The sequence below is a fragment of the Microbacterium sp. 2RAF4 genome (assembly GCF_052115285.1).
GTDB classification, from domain to species: domain Bacteria; phylum Actinomycetota; class Actinomycetes; order Actinomycetales; family Microbacteriaceae; genus Microbacterium; species Microbacterium oxydans.
Genome location: NZ_JBFRGI010000002.1, coordinates 77428 through 101735, shown reverse-complemented (window position 1 = coordinate 101735; position 24308 = coordinate 77428). Strand labels below are relative to the sequence as shown.

The 24308-nt window shown below is 68.9% G+C and carries 22 protein-coding genes; 11 read left to right on the top strand and 11 right to left on the bottom strand.

The window, feature by feature from the left end; all coding sequences use genetic code 11:
* Nucleotides 1-9: 9 nt before the first annotated feature.
* Complete coding sequence (locus AB4070_RS04725; protein ID WP_441979111.1) at nucleotides 10-819, bottom strand: RDD family protein; 810 nt, start codon at nucleotides 817-819, stop codon at nucleotides 10-12.
* Nucleotides 820-835: 16 nt separating this feature from the next.
* Between AB4070_RS04725 and AB4070_RS04720 the strand changes: the two genes are divergently transcribed.
* Complete coding sequence (locus AB4070_RS04720; protein WP_441980541.1) at nucleotides 836-1828, top strand: stage II sporulation protein M; 993 nt, start codon at nucleotides 836-838, stop codon at nucleotides 1826-1828.
* Between the two features lie 38 nt (nucleotides 1829-1866).
* Here AB4070_RS04720 and AB4070_RS04715 read toward each other — a convergent pair whose 3' ends face one another.
* The 5 genes from AB4070_RS04715 to AB4070_RS04695 are packed head-to-tail and all read right to left on the bottom strand — an operon-like array spanning nucleotide 1867 to nucleotide 7377.
* Nucleotides 1867-3174, bottom strand: a complete 1308-nt coding sequence (locus AB4070_RS04715) for a DUF58 domain-containing protein (RefSeq protein ID WP_441979110.1) — start codon at nucleotides 3172-3174, stop codon at nucleotides 1867-1869.
* A complete protein-coding gene (locus AB4070_RS04710) occupies nucleotides 3175-4098 on the bottom strand; it encodes an AAA family ATPase (protein WP_218867656.1) in 924 nt (307 codons plus the stop codon).
* A 44-nt stretch (nucleotides 4099-4142) separates the two neighbouring features.
* On the bottom strand, nucleotides 4143-5384 hold the full coding sequence (locus tag AB4070_RS04705) for a DUF4350 domain-containing protein (protein WP_441979109.1): 1242 nt from the start codon (nucleotides 5382-5384) through the stop codon (nucleotides 4143-4145).
* The gene (locus AB4070_RS04700) at nucleotides 5381-6022 is read right to left on the bottom strand and encodes a DUF4129 domain-containing protein (RefSeq protein ID WP_441979108.1); all 642 of its coding nucleotides are present in this window, start codon (nucleotides 6020-6022) and stop codon (nucleotides 5381-5383) included. Before AB4070_RS04700 ends, AB4070_RS04705 begins: the two co-directional genes overlap by 4 nt.
* Nucleotides 6019-7377, bottom strand: coding sequence for a glycerophosphoryl diester phosphodiesterase membrane domain-containing protein (locus AB4070_RS04695; protein ID WP_441979107.1), 1359 nt, complete (start codon nucleotides 7375-7377; stop codon nucleotides 6019-6021). The genes AB4070_RS04700 and AB4070_RS04695 overlap by 4 nt, the downstream gene beginning before the upstream one ends.
* Before the next feature lie 98 nt (nucleotides 7378-7475).
* Here AB4070_RS04695 and mtrA point away from each other — a divergent pair, with 98 nt between their 5' ends.
* From mtrA to hpf, 5 genes are all read left to right on the top strand, one after another.
* Entirely contained in the window at nucleotides 7476-8156 is a 681-nt protein-coding gene (gene mtrA / locus AB4070_RS04690) for an MtrAB system response regulator MtrA (RefSeq protein WP_046749491.1), read from the top strand.
* Between the two features lie 7 nt (nucleotides 8157-8163).
* On the top strand, nucleotides 8164-9843 hold the full coding sequence (gene mtrB / locus AB4070_RS04685) for an MtrAB system histidine kinase MtrB (RefSeq protein ID WP_441979106.1): 1680 nt from the start codon (nucleotides 8164-8166) through the stop codon (nucleotides 9841-9843).
* The gene (locus AB4070_RS04680) at nucleotides 9840-11558 is read left to right on the top strand and encodes an LpqB family beta-propeller domain-containing protein (RefSeq protein WP_441979105.1); all 1719 of its coding nucleotides are present in this window, start codon (nucleotides 9840-9842) and stop codon (nucleotides 11556-11558) included. Before mtrB ends, AB4070_RS04680 begins: the two co-directional genes overlap by 4 nt.
* Nucleotides 11559-11649: 91 nt before the next feature.
* Nucleotides 11650-12297 carry a ComF family protein gene (locus AB4070_RS04675; RefSeq protein WP_441979104.1) on the top strand — a complete coding sequence of 216 codons (648 nt, stop codon included), beginning with the start codon at nucleotides 11650-11652 and terminating at the stop codon, nucleotides 12295-12297.
* Nucleotides 12298-12429: 132 nt separating this feature from the next.
* On the top strand, nucleotides 12430-13086 hold the full coding sequence (gene hpf, locus AB4070_RS04670) for a ribosome hibernation-promoting factor, HPF/YfiA family (protein WP_378874669.1): 657 nt from the start codon (nucleotides 12430-12432) through the stop codon (nucleotides 13084-13086).
* Between the two features lie 81 nt (nucleotides 13087-13167).
* Here the strand turns inward: hpf and AB4070_RS04665 are convergent, their stop codons facing one another.
* Nucleotides 13168-14493: a hypothetical protein gene (locus AB4070_RS04665; protein ID WP_441979103.1), complete on the bottom strand. Its 1326-nt coding sequence runs from the start codon at nucleotides 14491-14493 to the stop codon at nucleotides 13168-13170.
* A 102-nt stretch (nucleotides 14494-14595) separates the two neighbouring features.
* Nucleotides 14596-15234 carry a PadR family transcriptional regulator gene (locus tag AB4070_RS04660; protein WP_441979102.1) on the bottom strand — a complete coding sequence of 213 codons (639 nt, stop codon included), beginning with the start codon at nucleotides 15232-15234 and terminating at the stop codon, nucleotides 14596-14598.
* Nucleotides 15235-15422: 188 nt separating this feature from the next.
* Here AB4070_RS04660 and secA point away from each other — a divergent pair, with 188 nt between their 5' ends.
* Nucleotides 15423-18224 (top strand): preprotein translocase subunit SecA, encoded by a 2802-nt coding sequence (secA, locus tag AB4070_RS04655; protein WP_441979101.1) that lies wholly within the window; start codon nucleotides 15423-15425, stop codon nucleotides 18222-18224.
* A 65-nt stretch (nucleotides 18225-18289) separates the two neighbouring features.
* The gene (locus AB4070_RS04650; protein ID WP_441979100.1) at nucleotides 18290-19516 is read left to right on the top strand and encodes a pyridoxal phosphate-dependent aminotransferase; all 1227 of its coding nucleotides are present in this window, start codon (nucleotides 18290-18292) and stop codon (nucleotides 19514-19516) included.
* Here AB4070_RS04650 and AB4070_RS04645 read toward each other — a convergent pair.
* Both AB4070_RS04645 and AB4070_RS04640 read right to left on the bottom strand, forming a co-directional pair.
* Complete coding sequence (locus AB4070_RS04645) at nucleotides 19440-20675, bottom strand: AAA family ATPase (RefSeq protein WP_441979099.1); 1236 nt, start codon at nucleotides 20673-20675, stop codon at nucleotides 19440-19442. The two genes, AB4070_RS04650 and AB4070_RS04645, sit on opposite strands and share 77 nt — an antisense overlap.
* The gene (locus AB4070_RS04640; RefSeq protein ID WP_441979098.1) at nucleotides 20672-21292 is read right to left on the bottom strand and encodes an SAF domain-containing protein; all 621 of its coding nucleotides are present in this window, start codon (nucleotides 21290-21292) and stop codon (nucleotides 20672-20674) included. Before AB4070_RS04640 ends, AB4070_RS04645 begins: the two co-directional genes overlap by 4 nt.
* A gap of 97 nt (nucleotides 21293-21389) precedes the next feature.
* On the opposite strand from AB4070_RS04640, the gene AB4070_RS04635 reads away from it, so the two are divergent.
* Nucleotides 21390-21668 (top strand): helix-turn-helix domain-containing protein, encoded by a 279-nt coding sequence (locus AB4070_RS04635; RefSeq protein WP_441979097.1) that lies wholly within the window; start codon nucleotides 21390-21392, stop codon nucleotides 21666-21668.
* Here the strand turns inward: AB4070_RS04635 and AB4070_RS04630 are convergent.
* A complete protein-coding gene (locus AB4070_RS04630) occupies nucleotides 21656-22267 on the bottom strand; it encodes a hypothetical protein (protein ID WP_441979096.1) in 612 nt (203 codons plus the stop codon). The genes AB4070_RS04635 and AB4070_RS04630 overlap by 13 nt on opposite strands.
* Before the next feature lie 130 nt (nucleotides 22268-22397).
* Here AB4070_RS04630 and AB4070_RS04625 point away from each other — a divergent pair, with 130 nt between their 5' ends.
* Nucleotides 22398-22784, top strand: a complete 387-nt coding sequence (locus AB4070_RS04625; protein ID WP_045262053.1) for an Rv3235 family protein — start codon at nucleotides 22398-22400, stop codon at nucleotides 22782-22784.
* Nucleotides 22785-22808: 24 nt separating this feature from the next.
* Complete coding sequence (locus tag AB4070_RS04620; protein WP_441979095.1) at nucleotides 22809-24293, top strand: sensor histidine kinase; 1485 nt, start codon at nucleotides 22809-22811, stop codon at nucleotides 24291-24293.
* Nucleotides 24294-24308: the final 15 nt, after the last annotated feature.

The window sequence follows — 24308 nt, the reverse complement described above, 5'->3', positions numbered from 1 at the left end:
CGGCGCCGTTCAGACGCCGACGTGTCGCCCTGTGAGCCGTTCGGCGCGACGGTCGGAGTTCTCCAGTGCGCGGCGTTCGCGTTCCCGGCGCAGGACGGTGATGCCGATCAGCGCCTGCTCCGGTGGAGCCGGAGGCGGCGGCGAGACGAACGGGGTGGCTTCGGTCAGCAGATCGAGCGCGACGCGTGCGCGTGCGGCCGGGATCATGCGAGGGGCACTCTGCAGGAACTGCGAGATGCGCCGCGCCAGCCGGTCGGGGAGTCGAGCGACATCGGCGATCTGAGCCCAGCCGCCCAACGACGGAGGAAGCACGGGTACGTGCGAGACGAGAGCGGGGGTGCGCACGCGCTGGCTGTAGGTGCCGGCGACCAGGTCGCCAAGGCGCTGCGAGCGCGCGTTGAACGCGCCGGTGAGCACCGCCACACCGCCGAAGGTCATGTAGATCTCCAGCACGCCGAGGAGGGCGCGGATGAAGGCGTGTCGGAACCCCGCGGCGCCGCCGTCCACGCGCACGATCCGTCCGCCGACTGCGAGCTTGCCGAGGCTGCGTCCCTTCAGCGCGACTTCCATCGTGATCGGCAGCACCACGAAGCTCACCACGAAGGCCGAGACCACGACGATCCGATCCGTCGTCTCGTCGAGCACACCGGCGTCGAGCAGCCAGATGCGCAGGAAGATCCACAGGAGGAACACGGCGTACCCGAGGAGCATGTCGATCGCCGCGCCGAGCGCTCGGAGCAGGAATCCGATGGGCTGCACGTCGATCGCCACGGCCTCGCCGGAGAGCACCTCGTCTGCAGCATCGATCGGGGTGGACATGAGTACAGTAAATCAGGTGGATGCCGATGCGCTGACAGATGCACGCCGCGCCGAATGGGAGCGGCTGGACCAACTCAGTCGCGCCCGTCTCGACGGGGACGGGGTCGACGAGCTCATCGTCCGATACCGCGCCGCCTCCGCCGACCTGGCTGAGCTGAAGACCTCGGTCGGCGACTCACCGCAGGGCGCCTACCTGTCGACCATCCTGGTCCGCGCACGCCTGCGTCTGACCGGCGCATCGGACAGCATCCTCACGCAGACCGGACGCTTCTTCCGTCTGCAGCTTCCCGCTGCGCTGTATCGCCTGCGTTGGACGACTCTGGCCATCGCGATCTCCTTCATCGCGGTCGCGGTCGGCACCGCGGCCTGGATCGCGAGCGACCCCGCCCTCGTGGCGACTCTGGGCTCGCCGTCCGCGCTCGAGCAGTATGCGGACGAGAGCTTCACGGGCTACTACACCGAGAACCCCGCTGCCGCGTTCATGGGCATGGTCTGGACGAACAACGCCTGGATCGCGATGCAATGCGTGCTCTTCGGCGTCACGGGGATCTGGCCGGTCTACATGCTCGTGCAGAACGCGATGGGTCTCGGGACCACCGGCGCGGTGATGGCCGTCCACGACAAGGCCGACCTGATGGTGCTGTACATCCTTCCGCACGGCATGCTCGAGATGACCTGTATCTTCGTCGCGGCCGCGGCAGGTCTGCACGTCTTCTGGGCCTGGGTGGCGCCGGGGCGACGCACGCGCGGCGAGGCACTCGCCGAGCAGGGCAGAGCACTCGCGACCGTGGCGATCGGTCTGGTCTTCGCCCTGTTCCTCGCGGGGCTCGTCGAAGGTTTCGTCACCGGTTGGGCACTGCCGTGGCCGGTCAAGATCGGTATCGGGGGTGCGGCGCTCGCCGTCTTCCTGATCTACATGCTGGTCATCGGCGGGCGCGCGCACCGCCAGGGCGAGACGGGAGACCTCGTCGAGTACGAAGCGGGTACGCCGCGTCTGGTGACTGGCTGACAGACGGTGAGCCGCCACGTCGCACCGTCGGTGCGGGCTCAGAGCCGACCAGCCGCTTTCAGCTCCAGATAGCGGTCGGCGATCCGGGGAGGGAGCTCCTCCGGATCGGCGGCGATCGCCTCTCCGCCCGCCCTGCGGATCGCATCGGCGACGTTCTCCGCATCGCGGAGGGTCCTCTCGGCCGCTGCTGCGAGGTACACGTCCTCCCGGGAGTCGCGTCGGCGCGCGAGCGCGGAGATGCCGTCATCGGTCACGGAGCCGACCAGCACGGTGGTCGCGCGTGACGCGTTCGGGAAGGCGCCGAGGAATCCGCGCGCCGACTCGGCGGCATCCTGCGCGGTCAGAGCCACGATGAGCGAGGGGCGTGTGGTGAGCGTGCGGACGGCGGTGAACGCGCCGTGCCAGTCCGTGTCGACCAGTCGCGCGTGCACCGGAGCCATGGCGTCGGTGAGCGCCGGCAGCAGGGCGGCGCCGTCGACGCCCGTCACCCGCGCACGGACCACCCTGTCGTACATCAGCAGGTGCACATGATCGCCGGCGCGGGAGGCGAGCGCCGCCAGCAGCAGCGCGGCCTCCAGGGAGGCATCCACGCGGGTGCCGTCCCCGACGCGTGCCGCGGCCGTGCGTCCCGTGTCGATGATGATGACGACGTGGCGGTCCCGCTCCGGCCGCCAGGTGCGCAGCATGGTGGTCCCGGCGCGCGCCGTCGCCCTCCAGTCGATCGAGCGCACATCGTCTCCGCGCACGTACTCCCGCAAGGAGTCGAACTCGGTGCCCTGACCGCGCACCTGGATGCTCGTGTTGCCGTCCAGTTCGCGCAGCCGGGCGAGGCGCGACGGAAGATGCTTGCGAGAGGAGAAGGCCGGGAGCACACGGATCGCCCCGCGGACGGCGTGCCGTGCCTGTCGACCGGCGATGCCGAGTGGGCCGCGCGAACGCAGCATCACGAACTCGCTCACGAGTTCTCCGCGACGGCGGGGGAGAAGCGGAATGGTGACCCGGCCGCGCTCGCCCGGAGCGACGCGCAGACGCTGCCGCTCGAGCGGAGCGCCCGCTGTCGGCTGCCACGCGTCGCGGAGCGTCGCGTTCAGTGCCCTGTTGCCGTGGTTGTGCACGGCGACGCTCACCGGGACCGGCTCGCCGAGCCGCGCGCGTGCGGGCAGCCGGCGGCTCACGGTGACGGAGCGCGGACTCGCGGCGAGGGCGACGTCGACGGCGACGAGCACCAGGCACAGAGCGATCCAGGCACCGAGCACCGCGTACGCCGGGTACCCCGCGAGCCCGGCGATGACGAGCGGGACGATGCCGACGGCGATGGCGACGGCGAGGCGACCGGTGATGAACACCTAGATCGGCACCCTGGTCTGCTGCACCACCGAGGTCAGCACCGCATCGGCGGATACGCCTTCCATCTGCGCATCCGGGCGCAGCTGCAGACGATGGCGCCACACCGGGACCAGCATCGTCTGCACATGGTCGGGGGTGACCGCCGAAGACGCGTTGAGCCAGGCCCACGCCTTCGCCGCGGCGAGCAGCCCGGTGGAGGCGCGAGGACTGGCACCGAGCTCGACGGACGGCGACTGGCGGGTCGCGCGGGCGAGATCGACGACGTACCCGAGGACGTCGTCGGTCACCTCGACCGCGGCAGCAGCGTGCTGCGCCGCCCTGATCTCCTCGGCGGTGACCACCGCCTCCACTCCCGTGAGCTCTCTCGGGGAGAAGCCCGAGGCGTGCCGACGCAGCACCGAGACCTCCGCGTCGCGCTCCGGCATACCGACGACGAGCTTCATCAGGAAGCGGTCGAGCTGTGCTTCGGGCAGCGAGTAGGTGCCCTCGTGCTCGATCGGGTTCTGGGTCGCCGCCACGAGGAACGGGTCGGGGAGGGGGCGACTGACCCCGTCAGCCGACACCTGACGCTCTTCCATGGCTTCGAGGAGTGCGGCCTGGGTCTTCGGCGGCGTGCGGTTGATCTCGTCCGCCAGGAGGATGTTGGTGAAGACGGGACCGGCCCGGAAATCGAACTCGCCGGTGCGTGCGTCGTAGACGAGGGAGCCGGTCACGTCGCCGGGCATCAGGTCCGGAGTGAACTGCACGCGCTTGGTGTCGAGGCCGAGTGCTCGCGCGAAGGAGCGCACGACCAGCGTCTTCGCGACACCGGGCACACCCTCGAGGAGCACGTGTCCGCGAGCGAGCAAGGAGACGAGCAATCCGGTGACGGTGCCGGCCTGGCCGACCACGGCCTTGTCGACTTCCGTGCGCACCCGGTGCATGGCCTGACGCAGCGTGGCGTCATCGGTGGGATGGTTCTCAGCGGTCACGTGTTTCCCTCTGCTTCTCGGGGATGGGCGGTCGTGTCGGTGCGGGCGGTCTCGTCCACCGCCGTCTCGAGCTGGTCGAGGCGTCTGGCGAGTTCTATCAGGGCAGCGTCGTCTTCCGGCAGGGGGCCTGCCAGCAGCTCCTGGAGCGTGCCGCGCGGGACCCGCAGCCGATCCGATGCCGCGTCGGCGACCTCATCCGCGCCGGCGTGGACGGCGAGTCCGAGCCGACGGGCGAGGCGTCGCCGAGTGCCGTCGCGGAGCGCCTGTGCGGCGTGTGCGGAGTCCGCGGCTCTGGCCGTGAGACGTGCGCGTCCCTGCATCGTCTCCGAGGCACGCACGGTGACCGGCAGCGTCTCGGCGACGAGCGGACCGAACCGCTGGCCGCGCCAGATCGCCGTCGCGACCCCGACCGCGATCAGCAGCAGGATGGCGGGCGTCACCCACGGAGGCGTGAGGCTGCCCAACGTGTCGACCGGCTCGGCTTCGATGTCGGAGTCCGCGAAGCTGGGAACGTACCAGACGACGCGGTCGGTCTGACCGAGCAGGGCGAGTCCGAGCGCCGCATTGCCGTTCTCGGCCAGGTAGGCGTTGCCGAAGAGTCTCGATCCCTCCACCACGGTGCGCTGGGGGCTGGTGCGGCGATCGACGAGGACGGCTGCGCCTTCGGAATCCCCGAAGCAGGCCTGCACGCCGTCTGCGGCGGCGAAGAGACGGTCGGCGCGGATCGTCCCGACCTTCGCGAACTCCGCGACATCGCACTCCGCGCTCACGGCAGATGACGTGCCAGGCGCGTTGTCGCCGATGCGGAGTTCGTTCAGGAGATGTGTGCTCGTGGACAGGAACACCACGCGCTCCGCGGGTTCGGTGAGCGTGGCGAGCGCTTCATCGGTGAGCGTGTAGGGGTTGGCCATGACAAGTGTCGTGTCGGCGTCGATCGCCGCGCGGGCTTCGACCCGTGACCGATGGATGTCTACCTCGACGCCCTGATCGCGCAGGATGTTCGCGAGCGCGAGTGCGCCGGCATCGTCGCGGGCCTCGGGGTCGAGGGCGCCGCGCGCACCGGGTGCCGTCGCGGCGACGCGAAGACCCACCACCGTGACGATCAGCACGAGCGCCGCGACGATGGCCCAGCCGATGATGGACTTCGCCCGGCTCGGGCGGCGTTCGGCGGTGGAGAGGAGCTCGGCGTCGGGGGCAGCGGGGAGCGGGACGGTGCGCTCGCTTTCGGTGATGCTCACGCCGGCACCCCTTCCAGGCGGCGTCCGCGGATCCGATCGTCGGTGTCGACGAGATCCCGATACGCCTCCGCCGTCGCGTGATGTCCGAGATAGCGCACATCGTCGAAGGTGAGGGCGGCGCGTCGCATCGCCTCGGCTTCATCGGCGAACACCGTGCTGGCCTCGCGGGCGATCCCCTGCGCGGTCGCGCCGGGTGCCGGATCGATCAGATCGCGTTCCCGCAGGCTGCGGGCGATGGCGCGGTAGCGCAGGATGGTCGCGGAGTCCCAGTCGCCTTCGCGTGCGGCGCGCTCGGCATCCGATCTCAATTGTGCGGCGCTGCGGTCGTCGGCCGCTCCCAGGAGGTCTCCGTGCGCCCGCCTGATCGACCGCGAGCTGCGCGGCCGTCCCCAGACGATGAGTGCGGCGATCAGGGCAGCCGCGATGATGACGCTCACGATGATGAGGGCGGACGGACCGACGTTGGCGCCGTTGTCCGAGCTGAACAGGTCGGCGAGGAAGCGGCCGATGTCGCGAGCCATCAGATCGAACCACGTGGGCTTCGCGTCCGCGTAGCGAGGGTTGGAGAGCTCTTCCTCCGCCCAGCGTCGGGCCTCGTCGCCATCGGGCACGAAGAGGTCGTCGAACCGTCGGGTCATGCGGCGCCGTCGGAGCCGGGCGCTGTCCAGCCGCTGTCGGCCGGAGCGTCTCCGGGGGCGGGCATCGCGGGTGGAGGCGGCGGGGGGAATGCCCCGGCCGCCGGCTGCGTCGGGTATCCCTGCGTCGGTTGAGGAGGCGTCGGGTATCCCTGCGCCGGTTGAGGAGGCGTCGGATATCCCTGCGTCGGGTACGGAGGCGTCGGGTAGGGCGACGCGGAAGACGGCGGGTATGCGTATCCCTGGGACATCATCACGTGTTCCGGAACCTGACGGGGCGGGGGAGCCGATGTCACCGCGCGTGAGGGATCGACGCGGAACGGATCCTCCTGCTGCTCATCGGTCCATCCGAGGTCGCGGCGCTCCACATAGGCGATCAACGTCTGATCCAGGCCCTCGTAGCGCATCCGGCAGTCCAGGTAGACGAGCGCCGCTCCGGTGCTCTGCACCACGAGCGTGATCGCCTGGATGACCAGGAGCAGGATCTGGGGAGCGATCAGGGTCACGACGAACGCCACCACAGCGCTCGGATCCGCTGCGCCGGTGGGGGCGACGACGGAGCCGAGGAGCGATCCGAGCAACGTCGCCGGCACGCTCACCACCTGTGCCGCGATGCCCATGATCGCGCTGATCAGGAATGTCACACCGAACGCGACCCAGAACCGCCCGCGGGTGAGACGCCAGGAGCGGACGAAGGCGTCGCGGAAACGTGCCCGCTCCAGGACCAGGATCGACGGCACGAGCAGCAGCTTCGTGGTGAGCCACACCGCGAGGGGGATGCAGGCGAGCACGATCAGGATCACCACGAGCACGACGACGCCGGCCATCTCCATGCTCCCCCCGAGGCCTCCGGCGACGAAGCCCGCGATGATGACGGCGGCGATGATGAAGAGGCCGAACACGGCGGCGACCGAGAGAGAGGCGAAACCGGCGAGTCTCCAGAAGGCGGGGACCATCCGCCGCCACAGCATCCGCAGCGTGGCCTTCACCCCGATCGCGGCGTACCCGATCTCCGCGGCGACGACCCCCTGCATCATCGCCGTGAAGGCGATGGAGGCGACACCGACGGCCAGTCCGGCGATGACGTTCACCGCGATGGTGCCCGCCATCACCGCCTCGAAGTCCGGAGAAGAGGGGGAGACGGTCTCCAGGCGGCTGAACGTGGTGAAGAGGACGACGCCCATCACCACAGCGGTCACGATGACCACGATGAGCTGGATGACGACGGCGAACCCGAAGAGCACCTTGGGGTTGTGCCGCAGCGCCGCGAAGGCCTTGCCCAGCAGCATCCCGAACGACAGCGGATGAAGGGGGATGATGCCCTTCTTCGGGGCAGGCGTCCACGTCTGTCCGGTCACAGGCACTCCCTCTCCATCGTGCGCCTCCATCGTGTCATATCCCCTGCACGGAGCGCAGACCTGGGATCGCTGGGACTCGGTGCCATAAGGTAACTCTTATGACCTCACGTATTCTCGTGGTCGACGACGACACAGCGCTCGCCGAGATGATCGGGATCGTGCTTCGGACCGAAGGCTTCGAGCCGGTTTTCTGCGCCGACGGCGCGCGCGCCGTCGATGAGTGGCGCGCCCAGCGGCCCGATCTCGTGCTGCTCGATCTGATGCTTCCGGGCATGGACGGGATCGAGATCTGCACGCGCATCCGTGCGGAGTCCGGCGTGCCGATCATCATGCTCACCGCTCGCAGCGACACGGCCGACGTCGTCCGAGGACTCGAGGTCGGCGCTGACGACTACATGGTCAAGCCGTTCAACCCGAAGGAACTCGTCGCGCGCATCCGCACCCGCCTCCGCCCGACACCGCAGACCACCAGCGAGCAGCTTCGCGTGGGCGATCTCACCGTCGACGTCGATGCGCACGAGGTCCGTCGCGGCTCTGAGCCGATCGCGCTCACACCGCTGGAGTTCCAGCTTCTCGTCGCGCTCGCTTCCAAGCCGCAGCAGGTGTTCTCCCGGGAGATGCTCCTGGAGCAGGTGTGGGGGTACCACTACAAGGCCGACACCCGGCTGGTGAACGTCCACGTCCAGCGCCTGCGCGCCAAGGTCGAGCTCGACCCCGACAACCCGAAGATCGTCATGACGGTGCGTGGAGTGGGCTATCGCGCCGGGAGCGTCGGCTAGGCGCACGATGGCCGCGACGACAGCGACCACCACGACGGTCGCTGTCCTGCGCGACTGGCGCGGTTGGCCGACGATGCTCGGGATCCTGTGGCGCCGCTCGCTGCGTTTCCGTACGCTCTCGATCACACTGCTGGCGACCTCGCTCGCGATCTTCATCACGTGCGTCACGATGGCGCTGGTGATCCAGAACGATCTCTTCATCTCGCGCAAGGACGTCGCGCTCGAGGATTCCCGCCGCGCGGTCGACCAGGCCCAGGGGATCCTGGATGTGGCGGAGGTGGGCGACGACTCCGCGGCTCTCACCGACCTGTGGAACAGTGTGCAGTCGAATCTCACCCGCACGTCGAGCACGGATCAGCTCGCCGGTTTCAAGGTCGACGATGCCAAGGGCGTGCGGCTGAACGGGTTCGAGGCCGGACTGAGCCGGAGTCTGCTGAGTCCTGAGCTCCAGGCGCGTGTCATCGAGTTCGACGACCGTCAGGCCTGGCAGTCGGTGGCTCTGCCGGCCGCAGACGGTGGCGAAGTGCCGGGCATCATCGTCGGGCAGCAGCTCCAGGTCCCGGAGGCAGGGGCTTTCGCGATCTACTTCGCCTACGACCTCGGCGACGCCGACCAGACCCTCGTCTTCGTGCAGCGCACGCTGTGGATCGCGGGAATCGGCTTGGTGGCGATCGTCGCCGCCATCTCCTGGATCGTCCTCCGAGCCGTGTCGACCCCGATCGTGCAGGCGGCGGAGACGAGTGCGCGGTTGGCGGCAGGTGACCTCGGCGTGCGTCTCGAGGTGCACGGGGAGGACGAGCTCGCCACGCTCGGGCGTTCGTTCAACGCGATGGCCGACAGCATCGAGTCTCAGATCAAGGAGCTCGGCGAACTGTCGATGGTGCAGCAGCGATTCGTGTCCGACGTCTCGCATGAGCTGCGCACACCGCTGACCACGATCCGTCTCGCCGCCGACATGCTCAATGATCAGCGTGACGAGTTCGACCCGACCACCGCACGCACGGCCGAACTGCTGCACGCTCAGGTGCAGCGCTTCGAGACGTTGCTGTCCGACCTGCTCGAGATCAGTCGATACGACGCGGGGTCGGTGCAGCTGGAACTGGAGGCGACGAGCCTCACGCACCTCGCCGAGGACATCATCGAGCAGATGCGTCCTCTCGCCGAAGGGCACGGCACCGAGCTGAGGCTCGTGGCGCCTGGTGGATATTCCCCGGTGGACATGGACCCGCGGCGCGTGCGGCGTGTCCTGCGCAACCTGATCGGAAACGCGATCGAGCACGGCGAAGGTCGTCCGGTGGTCGTCACCATCGACAGCAATCAGCACGCGGTGGCCGCCGGAGTGCGGGATTTCGGGCTCGGGATGGATCCGGCGGATGCGGAGCGGGTGTTCGACCGGTTCTGGCGTGCCGACCCCTCACGTCAGCGGACGATCGGCGGGACGGGGCTGGGGCTCTCCATCGCTCTGGGAGACGCGACGCTGCACGGCGGCACGCTCGATGTGTGGTCCGAGCTGGGCGTCGGGACCAACTTCGTCCTGACGATTCCTCGACACGAAGGGGTGCTGGACGGTCCGAGCCCTATCCCCGTGGAGCCGCAGGAGCCGTTCGCGGAGATCGGGGACGCGACCCAGCCGATCTCGCTGACCGATGCGCCGGCCGGCATGTTCGATGAGGAGGATCGGCAGTGACCGAGCACCGAGGTGAGCGAAGACTGCGGGGACTCGCGCTGGTGCTCGTCGCCCTGCTGCTTCCCGCCTGCGCCGGGTTGCCGACCAGCGGCGACGTCGCCGTCGGCCTCAAGCTCGGCGAATCCCCGCAGGACATCGACATCCTTCCCGTGGCCTCGGGGCCGATCACGGGCGCCGGACCGGAGGAGATCGTCGACGGCTTCCTCGAAGCCGGCATCACGACCACCGACAACTGGGACACCGCGCGCGACTTCCTCGCGCCATCGCTGCAGCGGAGCTGGAGTCCCACCGCCGGTGTGTCGATCGACATCGGCCCCGACACCAGGACCGTCACGTCCTCGGTCCCGGACGACGAGGTCGAGGACGCGGACACGGCGGAGGTCCAGGTGACCCTGGACCTCGTCGCGAGTGTCGACGACTCCGGCGGATACGCCGAGGCGGTCGGCTCGTCTGCGGTGGCGTTCACCGTGCAGCGCATGGAGAACGGGGAATGGCGCATCACGCAGGCGCCGGATGGCGTCGTGATCGACGAGACGCGATTCACCAAGGTCTTCGAGGGGTATCCGCTGCAGTACTTCGACCTCGGCTGGTCGCGCCTGGTGCCCGACATGCGCTGGTTCCCGCGGCGGCAGAGCCCCGCGACGACGGTGACACGGGCGCTCATCGGAGGTGCCCCCAGCGAATGGCTCGACCCGGCAGTGCAGAACGCCTTCCCCGCCGACGTGCAGCTGGCGCAGGATGCGGTGCCGATCGTCGGACAGGTGGCTGACGTCGCGCTCACGCGCCCCGCCAGCGGACTGGATGCCACGACGCTGTCGCGCATGCGCACGCAGCTCCAGGCGACCCTCAGAGCCTCCGGCGTCGCCGTCACGCAGGTGCGATTCACGGTGGACGGGCGAGACCTGGACGCGGGTCAGGCCGAGGTCAAGGAGCCCTCGACCGAGATCGGCACACTCGTGCTGCAGAACGGCGCTTTCGGGCGCATCGTCGGGGACGAGATCTCGCCGCTCGACGGGATCAGCGCGGAGATCACATCGATCCCGCAGCCGATCGTCTCGATCGATGTGGCCGCCGACGATTCCCACGCCGCCACCAGACTCGGCGACCAGCACGTCTACCTCATCGGAGCGGGGAGCCTCGATGAGCTCGACGCCCGCCCTGGGCTCATCAATCCCTCGCTCGATCCCTACGGCTACACCTGGTCGGTGCCCACGGGTTCCCCCGCGGCCCTGCAGGCGTCGGGAAGCGACGCCGTCGCCCACCCGATCGCGAAGGCGTGGCCGAGCGCGTCGGGGATCTCGCATCTGAGGGTCTCGGCGGATGGTGCGAGGGTGGCAGCCGTCGTCACGGTCGGCAAGCAGATGTGGGTCGTCGTCGCGGCGGTCGTCCGGGACTCGGCCGGTGTTCCGATCGAACTCGGAGAGGTCAAGCAGCTGACGCAGCTCGCCGACCCGGCGACAGGTCTGGTGTGGCTCGGACTCGACCGGGTGGGGGTGCTCGCCGATCCGAGCAGCCCGCGACTGATCACCCAGATGGTCGGGGGGCCGGGGGCGACGGAGGCCGCACCGAACAATGCCGTCTCGATCGCCGGGGCGCGCACCGCGTCCGGTGTCCGCATCCTCGGGGCGAACGGTGAGCTGTACGCCCATGCAGGGTCGGCGTGGCGGGAAGTCGCCTCCGGCGTCGCGGTGCTCGCCACGCGCGTCGGGGAGTGACTCTCCCTGCACGCGAGAGCGAAGTGCTCCTCTTCGCCCGCACACCCTGAGATCGTCGAAGTGGCAGACCGCCAGACCGCAGAATCGTCGGATGTGGACGAAGACTCACCTCCCGGATCTGGGCGCCGAGATCGCAGCCTTCCTTCTCGCCGCGACCTGCGCGGGGTGCGACGAGCCCGGCACCCTGCTGTGCGGCCGATGCCTGCAGGCGCTGCAACCGGACCCGCAGCGGCTCGCGACGCCGCAGGGGCTTCCCGTGACGGCCGCACTCTCATTCGAAGGGGTGGCGGCGAAGTGCATCCGTCGTCTGAAGGGAAAGGGCGAGACGCTCCTGGCCCGCCCGCTCGGCGCGGCGCTGGCGTCCGTGCTCACATCGTCGGAGAGCGCGAGCAGGTGGATCGTGCCGGTGCCGACGTCGCGGAGCGCCTTCCGCCGTCGGGGATACCGTGTCCCCGACCTCCTGATCCGGAGGGCTGATGCCGAACCGCAGCGGCTGCTCAGCGTCGTGGGCGGAATCTCGGATCAGCGCGGGCTGGGTGCGCGGGCGCGTGCGACGAACATGAGCGGCGCGATGCGCGTGCGTCGGGCAGGCGAAGGCACCGAGGTCGTGATCGTGGACGACGTCGTCACCACGGGGGCGACCTTCGACGAGGCGGCACGGGCGCTGACCGCGGCAGGCTTCCACGTCTCGGCGGCGGTCGCGCTGGCCGCCACGCCGCGCCGTGACGGATTCGGATGAACCTCATCGGGAACGCATCGGCGACACAGGGGGAAGACCCCGTGACATCCGCCGACGGGCGGACTACGGTGGGGGGACACAAGGCGACCACGGTCCGCCCTTGGCCGGGAGGACCGGGACAAGGAGGCAGCAATGGAAACAAGCATCGTTGGCGTCGGAGTGGGTATCACCGATCGCTTCCGAACCGTTGTCGAAGAGAAGATCGCCAAGATCCAGATGCTCGCGTCCCGTGCGCAGCGACTGGATGTGAAGGTCACCCACCGTGTGTATCGCAACGGTCGTATCCCCGACGAGACCGTCGAGCTCACGCTGATCGGTAAGGGCCCCGTCGTCCGCGCAGAGGCGACGGACGGCGACAAGTTCGTGGCCCTCGACCTCGCCGTGGACAAGATGTCCGAGCAGCTGCGTCGCGCGAAGGAGAAGCGGGTCGACGGACGACAGCACCCGCGCGGCGCCCACTTCGAGAAGGAGAGCGGGGTGCTGGAGGGCATCGACGTCCAGCCGGCATCCGCTGACGTCCTCCGTGCGGTCGCGACCGGCAGCGTGCCGGTGCAGCAGGCAGAGGAGGACGAGTACTCGCCCGTCGTCATCCGCACGAAGAGCTTCGATGCCGAGTGGATGACCGTCGAGGAAGCCGTCGACAGGATGGAACTGGTCGGACACGACTTCTTCCTGTTCGTCGATGTCCGCACCGACCACCCGAGTGTCGTCTATCGACGCAAGGGCTGGGACTACGGAGTGATCGCGTTGAGCACCCAGGCTCCGCCGTCCGAGGCGCTCGCCTCCTGATCCGGAATCGCAGAATCGCAGAACGGCCCGGTCCCGCAAGGGACCGGGCCGTTCTGGTGTGCGAAAGCCGAGAAGGGCGGGTCAGTCGAAGATGCCGTCGAGCAGACTGCCGATCACGAGCCCGCCGAGGATGCCGGAGGCGAGGTCTCCGCCGCCGCCTCCGCGTCGTCCGCCGCCGCCCCAGCCGCCCCCGCCGCCCCAGTCCTGATCCTGCGGACGGGAGGAGTCGATGTCGCGCTGCGCGAGCTGCAGTGCTTCGGAAGCCAGATGAGCCACGCGGCGCGCCTGGACGAGAGCGGCTTCACGGGTGTCTTCTGCGGGCAGCAGGTCCGAGAGGTCGACACGCAGCCGCTCCGCCTCCGCGAGTCGGGTGCGGGCATCCGCGCCGATCCACCCCCGATGGCCGGAGATGAGGCCTCGCGCGACGCCCAGCTGGCGGTCGGCGTCGTCGATGGCATGCTGCACCTGAGCGATGCTCGGCAGCGGGTTCTCCGCCCGGTGACGGGCCTTGGCGATCGCCTCGTCGAGCGCGGAGTTGGCATCACGCAGCTGGGACAGCTCGGCGAAAGGGTCGTTCGGCTGCCCAGAGGGTGTGAGCGCGGCCAACGCTCTTTGGAGGGCGGCGACGGCGTCGGCGACGGCCGGGACGTTCGGGGCGGTTCGAGCCGCGATGAGATCGCCGCGCGAGTCGGCGACGACCTCGGCGAGGGTGGATTCCGCGCGAAGTGCTTCGATCTCGAAGTCCTCCACGGCGTCGAGCAGAGCGGACGCACGGCGGGTGGCCTCGGTCGCCGTCTCGAGTGCCACGTTGGCTTCCTCGTTCTGCTTCGCGGCCCGACGGCGCTCCGACACATCGGCGCTGTGGGTCGCGAAGCTGATGAGCTGCTCCGCTTCGGCGGCACTCGCGGTGATCTGATGCATGGCGGAGTCCGCGTACCGCGACGAGAGGCGGGCGATGGCTTCGCTGGTCTGCGGGATGCGGGCACTCAGCGCCGCGGCGTCTGCCCGCACCTGGGCGATGATCTCGGGTGCGCGGCGCACCTTGGCGACCGACTCGGCGAGCACGGAGGTCTTCTCGTCGAGAAGGTCCTGCGCCCAGTCGCAGAGCTGGAGGATGCGTGCGTTGCGTGTGCGCAGCTCTTCGTCGGTGTCGGGGATCTCGTCGTGGTTCAGCTGGTGGAGCTGGAACGCTTCGCGCAGGTGGGTCCGCACCGCCGCGAGCGCCCTGCGCAGGTCGGCTGTGAGCGACTCGCCGAGTTCGGCCTCAGCGAAGGCGAGCTCATCGGAGGTCGTGCGGATCCGCTCGTCTGCGCTGACCAGGGCCTGCTCGGCGCGGCGCGCGAGATCGGCGTCCTGTGCGGCGAGTTCTTCCTGTTCGCGTTTGCGTCTGCCCCAAAATCCAGCCATGACCCGATCCTAGTTTCCCGGGGACCAGCGGTGGCTGAGCATCCGCTCCGGGCGAACGAGGATCCGATCCGCATGAGCGATCCGGGCGGCGTCGAGGCGGGGTCAGGGCGCTGCGATCGCGTCGGCCGTCGCCGTCGCCGTCGCGGTCGCCGTCTCAGCCTTCGTCGGGCGTCCGCGCTTGGGGCGATCGGCGGTGAGCTCGAGTGTCATCGCGTGGCGCGGGTGGGCGCCCAGTCGCTGTGCGGCATGGTCCAGCCATCGGATCTCGGCCTCTGCCGCGAAGATCATCGAGTCCGCGACGAGCGACCACGCCAGTCCCTCAGGGGCATCGATATCCCGATGCGCCCGTCGCTCCCTCTGCAGCGCCTCCAACTGTCGGAGCGATGCGGATCTCTGGGACTGGATCGCGGCTGCGGGGTCGACGCCGGGGAGCGTGGCGGCGACCGCGACCTTGATCGCGAGTTCGTCTCTGGTGCCCTGGGGGCGCACGACGGGGGAGGAGAGCCAGCGATCGACCTCCGTCCGTCCGGCGTCGGTGATCTGCCAGTACACATGGCCGCGGTCGTCGGCCTCTCCGCGCGAGACCAGGCCGTCGCGTTCGAGACGCTCGAGCGTGTTGTAGATCTGCCCGACGTTCAGCGGCCAGATGGAACCGGTGCGGCGATCGAACTCATGACGGAGCTGATAGCCGTAGCACGGCCCCTGCGCGAGGATCGCGAGCAGGCTCTGGCGTACTGACATCGTTCGTCTCCTGTGGCCGTCCGGGAATGCGATACCGAGTATATGGTCGCAGCGCGAACCTCCGATTCGACGCGCGGGACGGCTATGCAGGCGACGTGCAGGTCACAGCCCGGTAACATGGCGAAGTATGCCTGGCGTCGGGTTCACCGACGACCGGCGGTTCACCCATCGACAGGGAGATGACATCCGTGGCCAATCCTCTTGAGAAGCTCCTGCGTGCGGGCGAAGGGCGGGTCATCCGCCGCCTGAATCAGGTCGTCAAGGCAGTGGGCGCACTGGAAGAGGACATCTCCAAGCTCACCGACGACGAGCTGCGCAACGAGACCACCGAGCTGCGCGCGCGCTTCGAGAAGGGTGAGACGCTCGATCAGCTGATGCCGGAGGCCTTCGCCGCCGTGCGCGAGGCCGCCAAGCGCACGCTCGGCATGCGCGCCTACGACGTGCAGATCATGGGTGGGGCCGCCCTTCATCTCGGGAACATCGCCGAGATGAAGACCGGTGAGGGCAAGACCCTCGTCGCGACGCTGCCCGCGTACCTGAACGCGATCGCGGGCAAGGGCGTTCACGTCATCACGGTCAACGACTTCCTCGCCAGCTACCAGGCCGAGCTCATGGGGCGCGTGTTCCGCGCGCTCGGCATGACCACCGGCATCATCGTCTCCGGGCAGACTCCCGCGGTGCGCCGCGAGCAGTACGCCGCCGACATCACCTACGGCACGAACAACGAGTTCGGCTTCGACTATCTGCGCGACAACATGGCGTGGCGCAAGGAGGACCTCGTCCAGCGCGAGCACTTCTTCGCGATCGTCGACGAGGTCGACTCGATCCTCATCGACGAGGCGCGTACCCCGCTCATCATCTCCGGCCCCTCATCGGGCGAGGCGAACCGGTGGTTCGCCGAGTTCGCGAAGATCGCCCGCACCCTCGAGGTCGGCGAGGACTACGAGGTCGACGAGAAGAAGCGCACGGTCGGCGTCCTCGAGCCCGGCATCGAGAAGGTCGAGGACTACCTCGGCATCGACAACCTCTACGAGTCCGCGAACACCCCGCTGATCTCGTTCCTGAACAACTCGATCAAGGCGCTGGCGCTCTTCAAGAAGGACACCGACTACGTCGTCATGAACGACGAGGTCATGATCGTCGACGAGCACACCGGCCGCATCCTGGTCGGACGGCGCTACAACGAGGGCATCCACCAGGCGATCGAGGCGAAGGAGGGCGTGCCGGTCAAGGCGGAGAACCAGACCCTCGCGACCGTCACGCTGCAGAACTACTTCCGTCTCTACGACAAGCTCGCCGGCATGACCGGTACCGCCGAGACGGAGGCGGCGGAGTTCATGTCGACCTACAAGCTCGGCGTCATCCCGATCCCGACCAACAAGCCGATGATCCGCAAGGATCAGTCCGACCTCGTCTACAAGAACGAGACCGCGAAGTTCGCACAGGTCGTGGAGGACATCGCCGAGCGGCATGCCGAAGGCCAGCCGGTGCTGGTCGGAACGGTGAGCGTCGAGAAGAGCGAGTACCTTTCGCGTCTGCTCGCGAAGAAGGGCATCAAGCACGAGGTCCTCAACGCGAAGAACCACGCGCGTGAGGCCGAGATCGTCGCGCGCGCCGGTCGCCTCGGTGCCGTTACGGTCGCCACGAACATGGCAGGACGAGGAACCGACATCATGCTCGGCGGAAACGCCGAGTTCCTCGCGGTCCAGGAGCTCAAGGGCAAGGGCCTCGACCCCGTGGAGACGCCCGAGGAGTACGAGGTCGCGTGGGACGAGACCTACGAAGCGATGAAGGCCGTCGTCGCCGAGGAGGCCGAGAAGGTCATCGAGGCCGGTGGCCTGTACGTGCTCGGCACGGAGCGCCACGAGTCCCGCCGTATCGACAACCAGCTCCGCGGTCGTTCCGGACGTCAGGGCGACCCCGGAGAGAGCCGCTTCTACCTGAGCCTCACCGACGACCTGATGCGTCTGTTCCAGTCGGGCGCCGCCGAGGCGATCCTCGCCAGGACCAACTTCCCCGACGACGTGCCGATCGAGTCCGGTCTCGTGTCGCGTGCGATCCGCAGCGCTCAGTCGCAGGTCGAGTCCCGTAACGCGGAGATGCGCAAGAACGTCCTCAAGTACGACGACGTCCTGAACCGCCAGCGCGAGGCGATCTACGCCGACCGTCGTCAGATCCTCCAGGGCGACGACATCGCCGACCGGGTGCAGCACTTCATCGAAGACGCCATCAGCGGTGTCGTCCGCGACCACACCGCTGAGGGCCACAACGAGAGCTGGGACTTCGATGCGCTCTGGACCGAGCTCAAGACCCTCTACCCCGTGGGCGTGACGATCGATGAGGTCGTCGCCGAGGCTGCCGACCGCAAGGGCGGTATCGACGCCGACGGCCTGACCCGCGAGCTGCTCTCCGATGCCAAGATCGCGTACGAGGCCAGGGAAGAGGCCCTCGGCGAAGCGGCGACGCGCGAGCTGGAGCGTCGCGTCGTGCTGCAGGTGCTCGACCGCCGCTGGCGCGACCACCTCTACGAGATGGACTACCTCAAGGACGGCATCGGTCTGCGGGCCATGGCCCAGCGCGACCCCCTCATCGAGTACCAGCGCGAGGGCTACGCCATGTTCCAGTCGATGATGGGACAGATCAAGGAGGAGTCGGTCGGCTACCTCTACAACCTCGAGGTCGAGGTGCGTCGCGCCGGCGACTCCCAGACGGCGGAGGTCGAGGCCAAGGGGCTCGCCACCGACGGGGGAGAGCAGCGTCTCGAGTACTCGGCGGCCAACGATGCGGGCGAGGTCGAGGTCCGCAACGACCGCGGCCAGGTCCAGCAGGCGGCGACGGATCGCGTACGCCAGGCCGCTGCCCGCGCTCAGGCTCCGCAGAGCGAGCCGGAGGAGGCGCCGCGAGGAGCCTTCGGCCAGCGCACCGATGCAGAGGCTCCCGCCGCAGGCAACCGCGAGCAGCGTCGGGCCCAGGGCAAGAAGAAGAAGTAGGGCGTGCACAAAGGAGGGCCAGTCCGCGTGGATTGGCCCTCCTTTCGTCGCTGTAGGCTTGGCCGATGACCCCAACGCGCAACTTCGACCAGTCGTCGAAGCTCAAGAACGTCCTGTACGAGATTCGCGGAAACGCCCTCGTCGAGGCGGCGCGGCTGGAGGCGGAGGGCCACAAGATCCTCAAGCTCAACACCGGCAACCCGGCGATCTTCGGCTTCGATGCCCCGCACCAGATCGTGCGCGACATGCTGGCGGCGCTGCCGACCGCACACGGATACAGCGACAGCAAGGGCATCATCTCGGCCCGACGTGCCGTGGTCAGCCGGTACGAGGAGATCGAGGGCTTCCCCCGGTTCGACCCCGATGACGTGTACCTCGGAAACGGTGTGTCCGAGCTCATCACCATGACGATGCAGGCGTTGTTGGACGAAGGGGATGAGGTCCTCATTCCGGCACCGGATTACCCGCTCTGGACGGCGATGACCAGTCTCGCCGGAGGCACACCGGTGCACTACCTCTGCGACGAGGAAGACGAGTGGCAGCCCGACCTCGAGGACATCCGCTCGAAGATCACTCCGCGGACCAAGGCTCTCGTCATCATCAACCCGAACAACCCCACCGGCGTCGTGTATTCGCGCCAGATCCTCGAGGGGCTGGTGCAGATCGCCAGGGAGCACCAGCTGCTCCTGCTCTCCGACGAGATCTACGACCGGATCCTGTTCGACGGAGCCGTGCACATCCCCACGGCCACGCTCGCTCCCGACCTGCTGTGCCTGACCTTCAACGGCCTCTCCAAGACCTATCGGGTCGCGGGATACCGGTCGGGCTGGATGGTCATCACGGGGCCGCAGGATCATGCGAAGGGTTTCCTGGAGGGGATCACCCTCCTCGCGTCCACGCGACTCTGCCCCAATGTTCCGGCGCAGCATGCCGTACAGGCGGCGCTCTCAGGGGTGCAGTCGATCGAGGCGCTCATCGCGCCGACGGGGCGTCTCCACGAGCAGCGGGACATCGCGTGGGAGGGGCTCGAGTCCATCCCCGGAGTGTCGTGTGTCAAGCCGCAGGGTGCGCTGTACGCGTTCCCTCGACTCGACCCGAACGTGCACGAGATCAGGGACGATGCGCGTCTGGTGTACGACCTGCTGGTCTCGGAGCACATCCTGCTGGTCCAGGGCACCGGATTCAACTGGGCGACCCCCGACCACCTCCGACTGGTCACGCTTCCCGAACCCCGAGTGCTGAGCGAAGCCGTCGAACGATTGGGGAACTTCCTCGCGAGCTACCGGCAGTAGCCCTCGCCGGCGGGGAGAGGGATGCCGCCAGTCTCCGCACGGCGGCGGCGAACGGCGAGCGGGGCGCGACATCGGTCATCGGCCGTGCGTGCAGCAGAGCCGAGTCCGCCGCGCGCAGGTCGAAAGGGAGGAAGAAGACGTCGGTGATGCCGGCGAACCTCTCCAGGGTGCGTCGCACCTGCCCGCGCGCGTCGATCCCGAGGGGGCCGGGGCGCACCTGATTCACCACGACGATGACGGGCGTGGGAGAGGTGAGGCGGCGAAGCTCGGCATGATCACGGATGAACCTGCTGATACCGAGCGGATCGGCGGATGCGATCGCCACGATCAGATCCGCCTCCTGCAGTGCCGCCGTCGTCGCCGCGTGACGTCGTGGCCCGGAAAGGTCGTACGTGACTTCGTCGTCGGCGTCGAACGCACCGGCGACGTCCACCACTGTCTCGTCGATCCACTCGCGGCAGGTGCCGAGCGCGGCGGCCAGGCGCGCGGACGACAGCTCGGGCCAGCGGCTGGGGCGGTTGATGCCCGACAGCACTTCGATGTCACCCGCGCTCGTCGTCACCGTCGTCGCCAGTCGCGTCAGCTCAGCCGGATCGAGCGCGCCGCGCTCCGCCCTCCGGCAGGCGGCGGCGATGCCGGGAGCATCGTCGCCGAGACCGAGGAGCATCGCGAGCGAAGGAGCGACGGTGTCCGCGTCGACCAGGGCTGTGCGGCGTCCGGTGCGCGTGAGCTCCACGGCCAGCTGGATCGACAGGGTCGACCGCCCCGGCGCCCCATGTGGTCCCCAGACGGCGACGATACGAGGGGGGAGTTGGGGCTCTGGCGGGGGTGCCGTGTCCGTCTCGGCCATCAGCGCGGCTGCGACCTCCCACCCCGCCGCGTCAGGTCGCAGCGCCGTGGAGAGACCGAGACGGCCCAGCAGTCGGCTGTCCTCGGCGCCGAGAGCCAGGATGCGAACCCCGGCACGGTCGCACAGTGCGATCAGGTCTGCATTCAGGATCGATCGAGTGGCGGGAACGATGACCGCTTCGGCCCCGGCCGGGATCTCTGCGAGCGGGGCGGAGGGTACGGTCGCGATGACGTCGACGCCTTCGAGGGCGAGTTCCGCCGCCAGCTCATCCGCCCGGGGCTGCGGGATGGCCACGACGACGCTCGTCACGATCCCGCCCCTACCGGCACGACGGAGAGCGCGGAGCCGCCGGTAATCGCCGCGAGTACGTCGGCGACATCGGCGCGGTCGATCACGACCTCGAGCCGGGTTCCGGCCTCGGCGAGCACCCCCTCGGGTTCGAGCACGTCGCGGACGATCACGTCCGCGACCAGGATGCGCGGGACATCGTACGAACGCCCTTCATCCACCGGCGGTGCCTGCCAGATCTCGACGACCGTTCCCGCGGCGACTCCTTCCGGTATTCCCGTCGTGCTCTGGATGACCACCGTCGTCGATCGGCTGTCCTGGGCGTCGGTCAGCGCCGAGACGGGGACGAGTTCGCCGCCGACGAGCGTGCGGGTGGCCACGCTGTCCGCGATGAGGTCGTCGGGCCCGAGGTATCCCTCGCCGGCAGTACCGAGCCGCACGTCGACGACCTGGAGGTCCGCGGCGGTCACGGGCTGACCCCGCGTGATCGTCCGGGTGGTCTGGAGAACGGGTACCGCGTCGTCGGCGGCCGAGACGATGAGCCAGACCCCGCCGATCGACAGGGCGACCAGGGCGATGCCGATCAGGAATCGCACGTCGCCCCAGAAGGCGCGACGGGGAGGAGAGAGGGAAGCCATGGCGATATCGTCACAGAATCGGCTTCGGTGCTTCGCGAGTTATCCACAGCGAAGCATCCGGTGGCACCGGCGGGAGCGGCTGGGAGAGAATGGGCACATGGTTGCCACCCCCGTTCGCGCACCGCGTTATCTCGCGCCGGCGCAGGTGGCGGAGCTGCTGAGCATCGGCGTCGACGAGGTGGTCGCCCTCGTGCAGGAGGGGAGGCTGAGCGGCGCTCGGCTCGGTTCGCCGCCTCGCTGGCGTGTGGAGGAGTCCAGCCTCGACGGCTATCTGTCCGAGGAATCGGAGATCGCCCGCCGGATGGCCCTGTGGCGGCAGTCTCAGACGGCGAGTTTCCCCGAGGTATGGGGAACGTCCGCGGCTCAGGGCATCTGACCACTCGAGGCCCGTAGCGCGACGAGCGACGAGAACGGGACGACGCGGAACGCCTGCACCGCCGCGGCTGATCGCGCTTCGCCGGGGTCGTGCACGGCCAGATCCAGATGGTCGGCGGCCGCACGATCGATGGTTCCGTGAAGGTCGTCACCGACGAGGGTGCTGATGCGCACCGGCACTCGACGTCTGGCGAGATCGCGCAGCACGAAGCCGAGCGTCATCCGTTCCCGCAGCGGCACGTCGGCGGCCGTGGGCTCATCGAGACTCGCGAGGATCATCCCGTGGTCCAATGTGATACCCGCGACCGCGAGGAGGGGAAGGAGCGACGTGCCGGAAGCGGCGCTCCCACCACCGGTTCCTCTTGTCCTCACGGCGATCCAGTCCGCTCCGAGGGTGTGCAGCGAGACGGGCATCCGTCGCCCGCTCACGAGGTCGATCGTGGCCTCGGCGCCGCCGCCGCACAGCGCCCGCAGTCGATGGCGCAGATCCAGCCGCGCGATGCGCAGTCGCTCCGACTCGGCATCGAGCACCGCACGCTCCGCCTCCCATTCCGAGGCGAGCTGGCCCTCGAGGTCTTCGAACAGTCGGTCCCAGTGCATTCGACAGAGCGTAGGCGACCGGGATACGGGGCATACGAGTTATCCACATTCTTCGTCGATCCCGACCCGGATGAGGGGCACGCGCTGCTGTACTGGCTCACTCGCAGACCGTCCCGATCGAGAGTCCGTCATGATGCCGCACGAGTACTTCGCACCCCAGCCGACGTCGACCAGCGAGCTTCCCGATCCCGTGCCGCTTCTGCGCAGCCTCACACACGGCGTCCTCGAGGTCCTCGCCGGAGTCAGGGAGGTCGACCAGCTCGCCCGATGGCTCAGCGAAGACGCGTTCCGGAGCCTGGTGACCCGCGCGAACCTGTCCGCCAGGGCTCGCAGCGCGCGCGGGGTGGTGCCCGCGCGGCCGACGTTCGAGATCAGGGCGCTGCGGGTCACAGAACCTCTCGACGGGGTGATCGAGGCGGTCGTCGTGGTGGCGGGGCCCGGACGCACCCGCGCGGTCGCCGTCCGGCTGGAGGGGATCGATCGTCGGTGGCGCGCGACCTCGCTGGCGATTCTCTGAGGCATCTGACCGTAGGCTGGTCAGGTGTCAACCCTCAGTGATCTCGCCCATGCCCAGGGGTGCCTGAACGACAGCGATGTCGAATGGCTCCACCGACTCGCCGGCGACGGTCAGCTTCTCGCAGACCTCGCCTCTGCCGACATCGTGATCTGGATCCAGACCGAGGACGGGTCGTTCATCGCCGTCGCGCATGCCCGGCCCAGCGGTGCGGCCACGCTCTTCTATCGCGACATCGTCGGAGAGCGGGTGCGGCCCCAGTGGCGCACCCAGGTGCAGGGGGCATTCGAGTCCGCCGAGATCGTCGATTCCTCCTCGCCTGATTGGTTCGAGGAGACGCCGACGAGAGTGCGAGCGGTGCCGATCGTCACCGTGAAGCGCGGAGCGGACGCCCAGTCCACCGTGATCGGCGTCGTCACCCGTCACACGAACCTCGGCGAGGTGCGCACGCCCTCGCGACAGCAGATCACGTTCGACGAGTGTGCGAACGATCTGTTCCGCATGATCGCCGACGGCAGCTTCCCTGACCTGACGGCCCCCACCTCGCCGCGCCGAGGAGCCCCTCGCGCCTCCGACGGCCTCATCCGCATCGATGTCGACGGGATCACGACCTTCGCCAGCCCGAACGCGCTCTCCGCATTCAACCGGATGGGCTTCGACGATGAGCTCGAGGGGGAGTCGCTGGCCGAGGTCACCACCCGACTCGTCCCGCCCTCCCGCCAGGTCGACGAGTCGCTGCCCGTGGTCGTCACGGGGCGCGCTCCGTGGCGCACAGACATCGAGGCCCGCGGCGTGACGGTATCCCTGCGTGCCATCCCCCTCAAGGACCATGGCACGCGCATCGGCGCCATCGTGCTGTGCCGTGATGTGTCGGAGCTCCGCCATCAGGAGCAGGAGCTCATCACGAAGGACGCCACGATCCGCGAGATCCATCACCGGGTCAAGAACAATCTGCAGACCGTCGCCTCGCTCCTGCGCATCCAGGCCCGCCGCACGCACTCGGACGAGGCACGCGACGCCTTGACGCAGGCCATGCGCCGCGTGGACGCGATCGCCGTGGTGCATGACACCCTCGCTCAGGGCCTCACCCAGAAGGTCGATTTCGACGAGGTCTTCCACCGTGTGCTCAAGCTCGTCGCCGAGGTCGCCTCCGCGCCGAACACGCGGGCACGGACGCAGTCGACCGGAAGGTTCGGGGTGCTGCCGAGCGAGTACGCGACCCCGCTCGCGCTCGCGCTGACGGAGGTCGTCACGAACGCGGTCGAGCATGGGCTCGCCGGACAGGAGGGTGTCGTGACGATCGACGCGAAGCGCACAGAGGACAACCTCCGTGTGACGGTGCGCGACACCGGCCTCGGTCTGCCGGAAGGGCGGATCGGTCAGGGGCTCGGCACGCAGATCATCCGCACCCTGATCCAGGGCGAGCTCGGAGGCACCATCGAGTGGCACGGGAGCGACGGCGACGGCACCGAGGTGGTCATCGACATCCCCCTGCGCTGGCTGGAACGCTGAGCGCAGCAGGGGCCG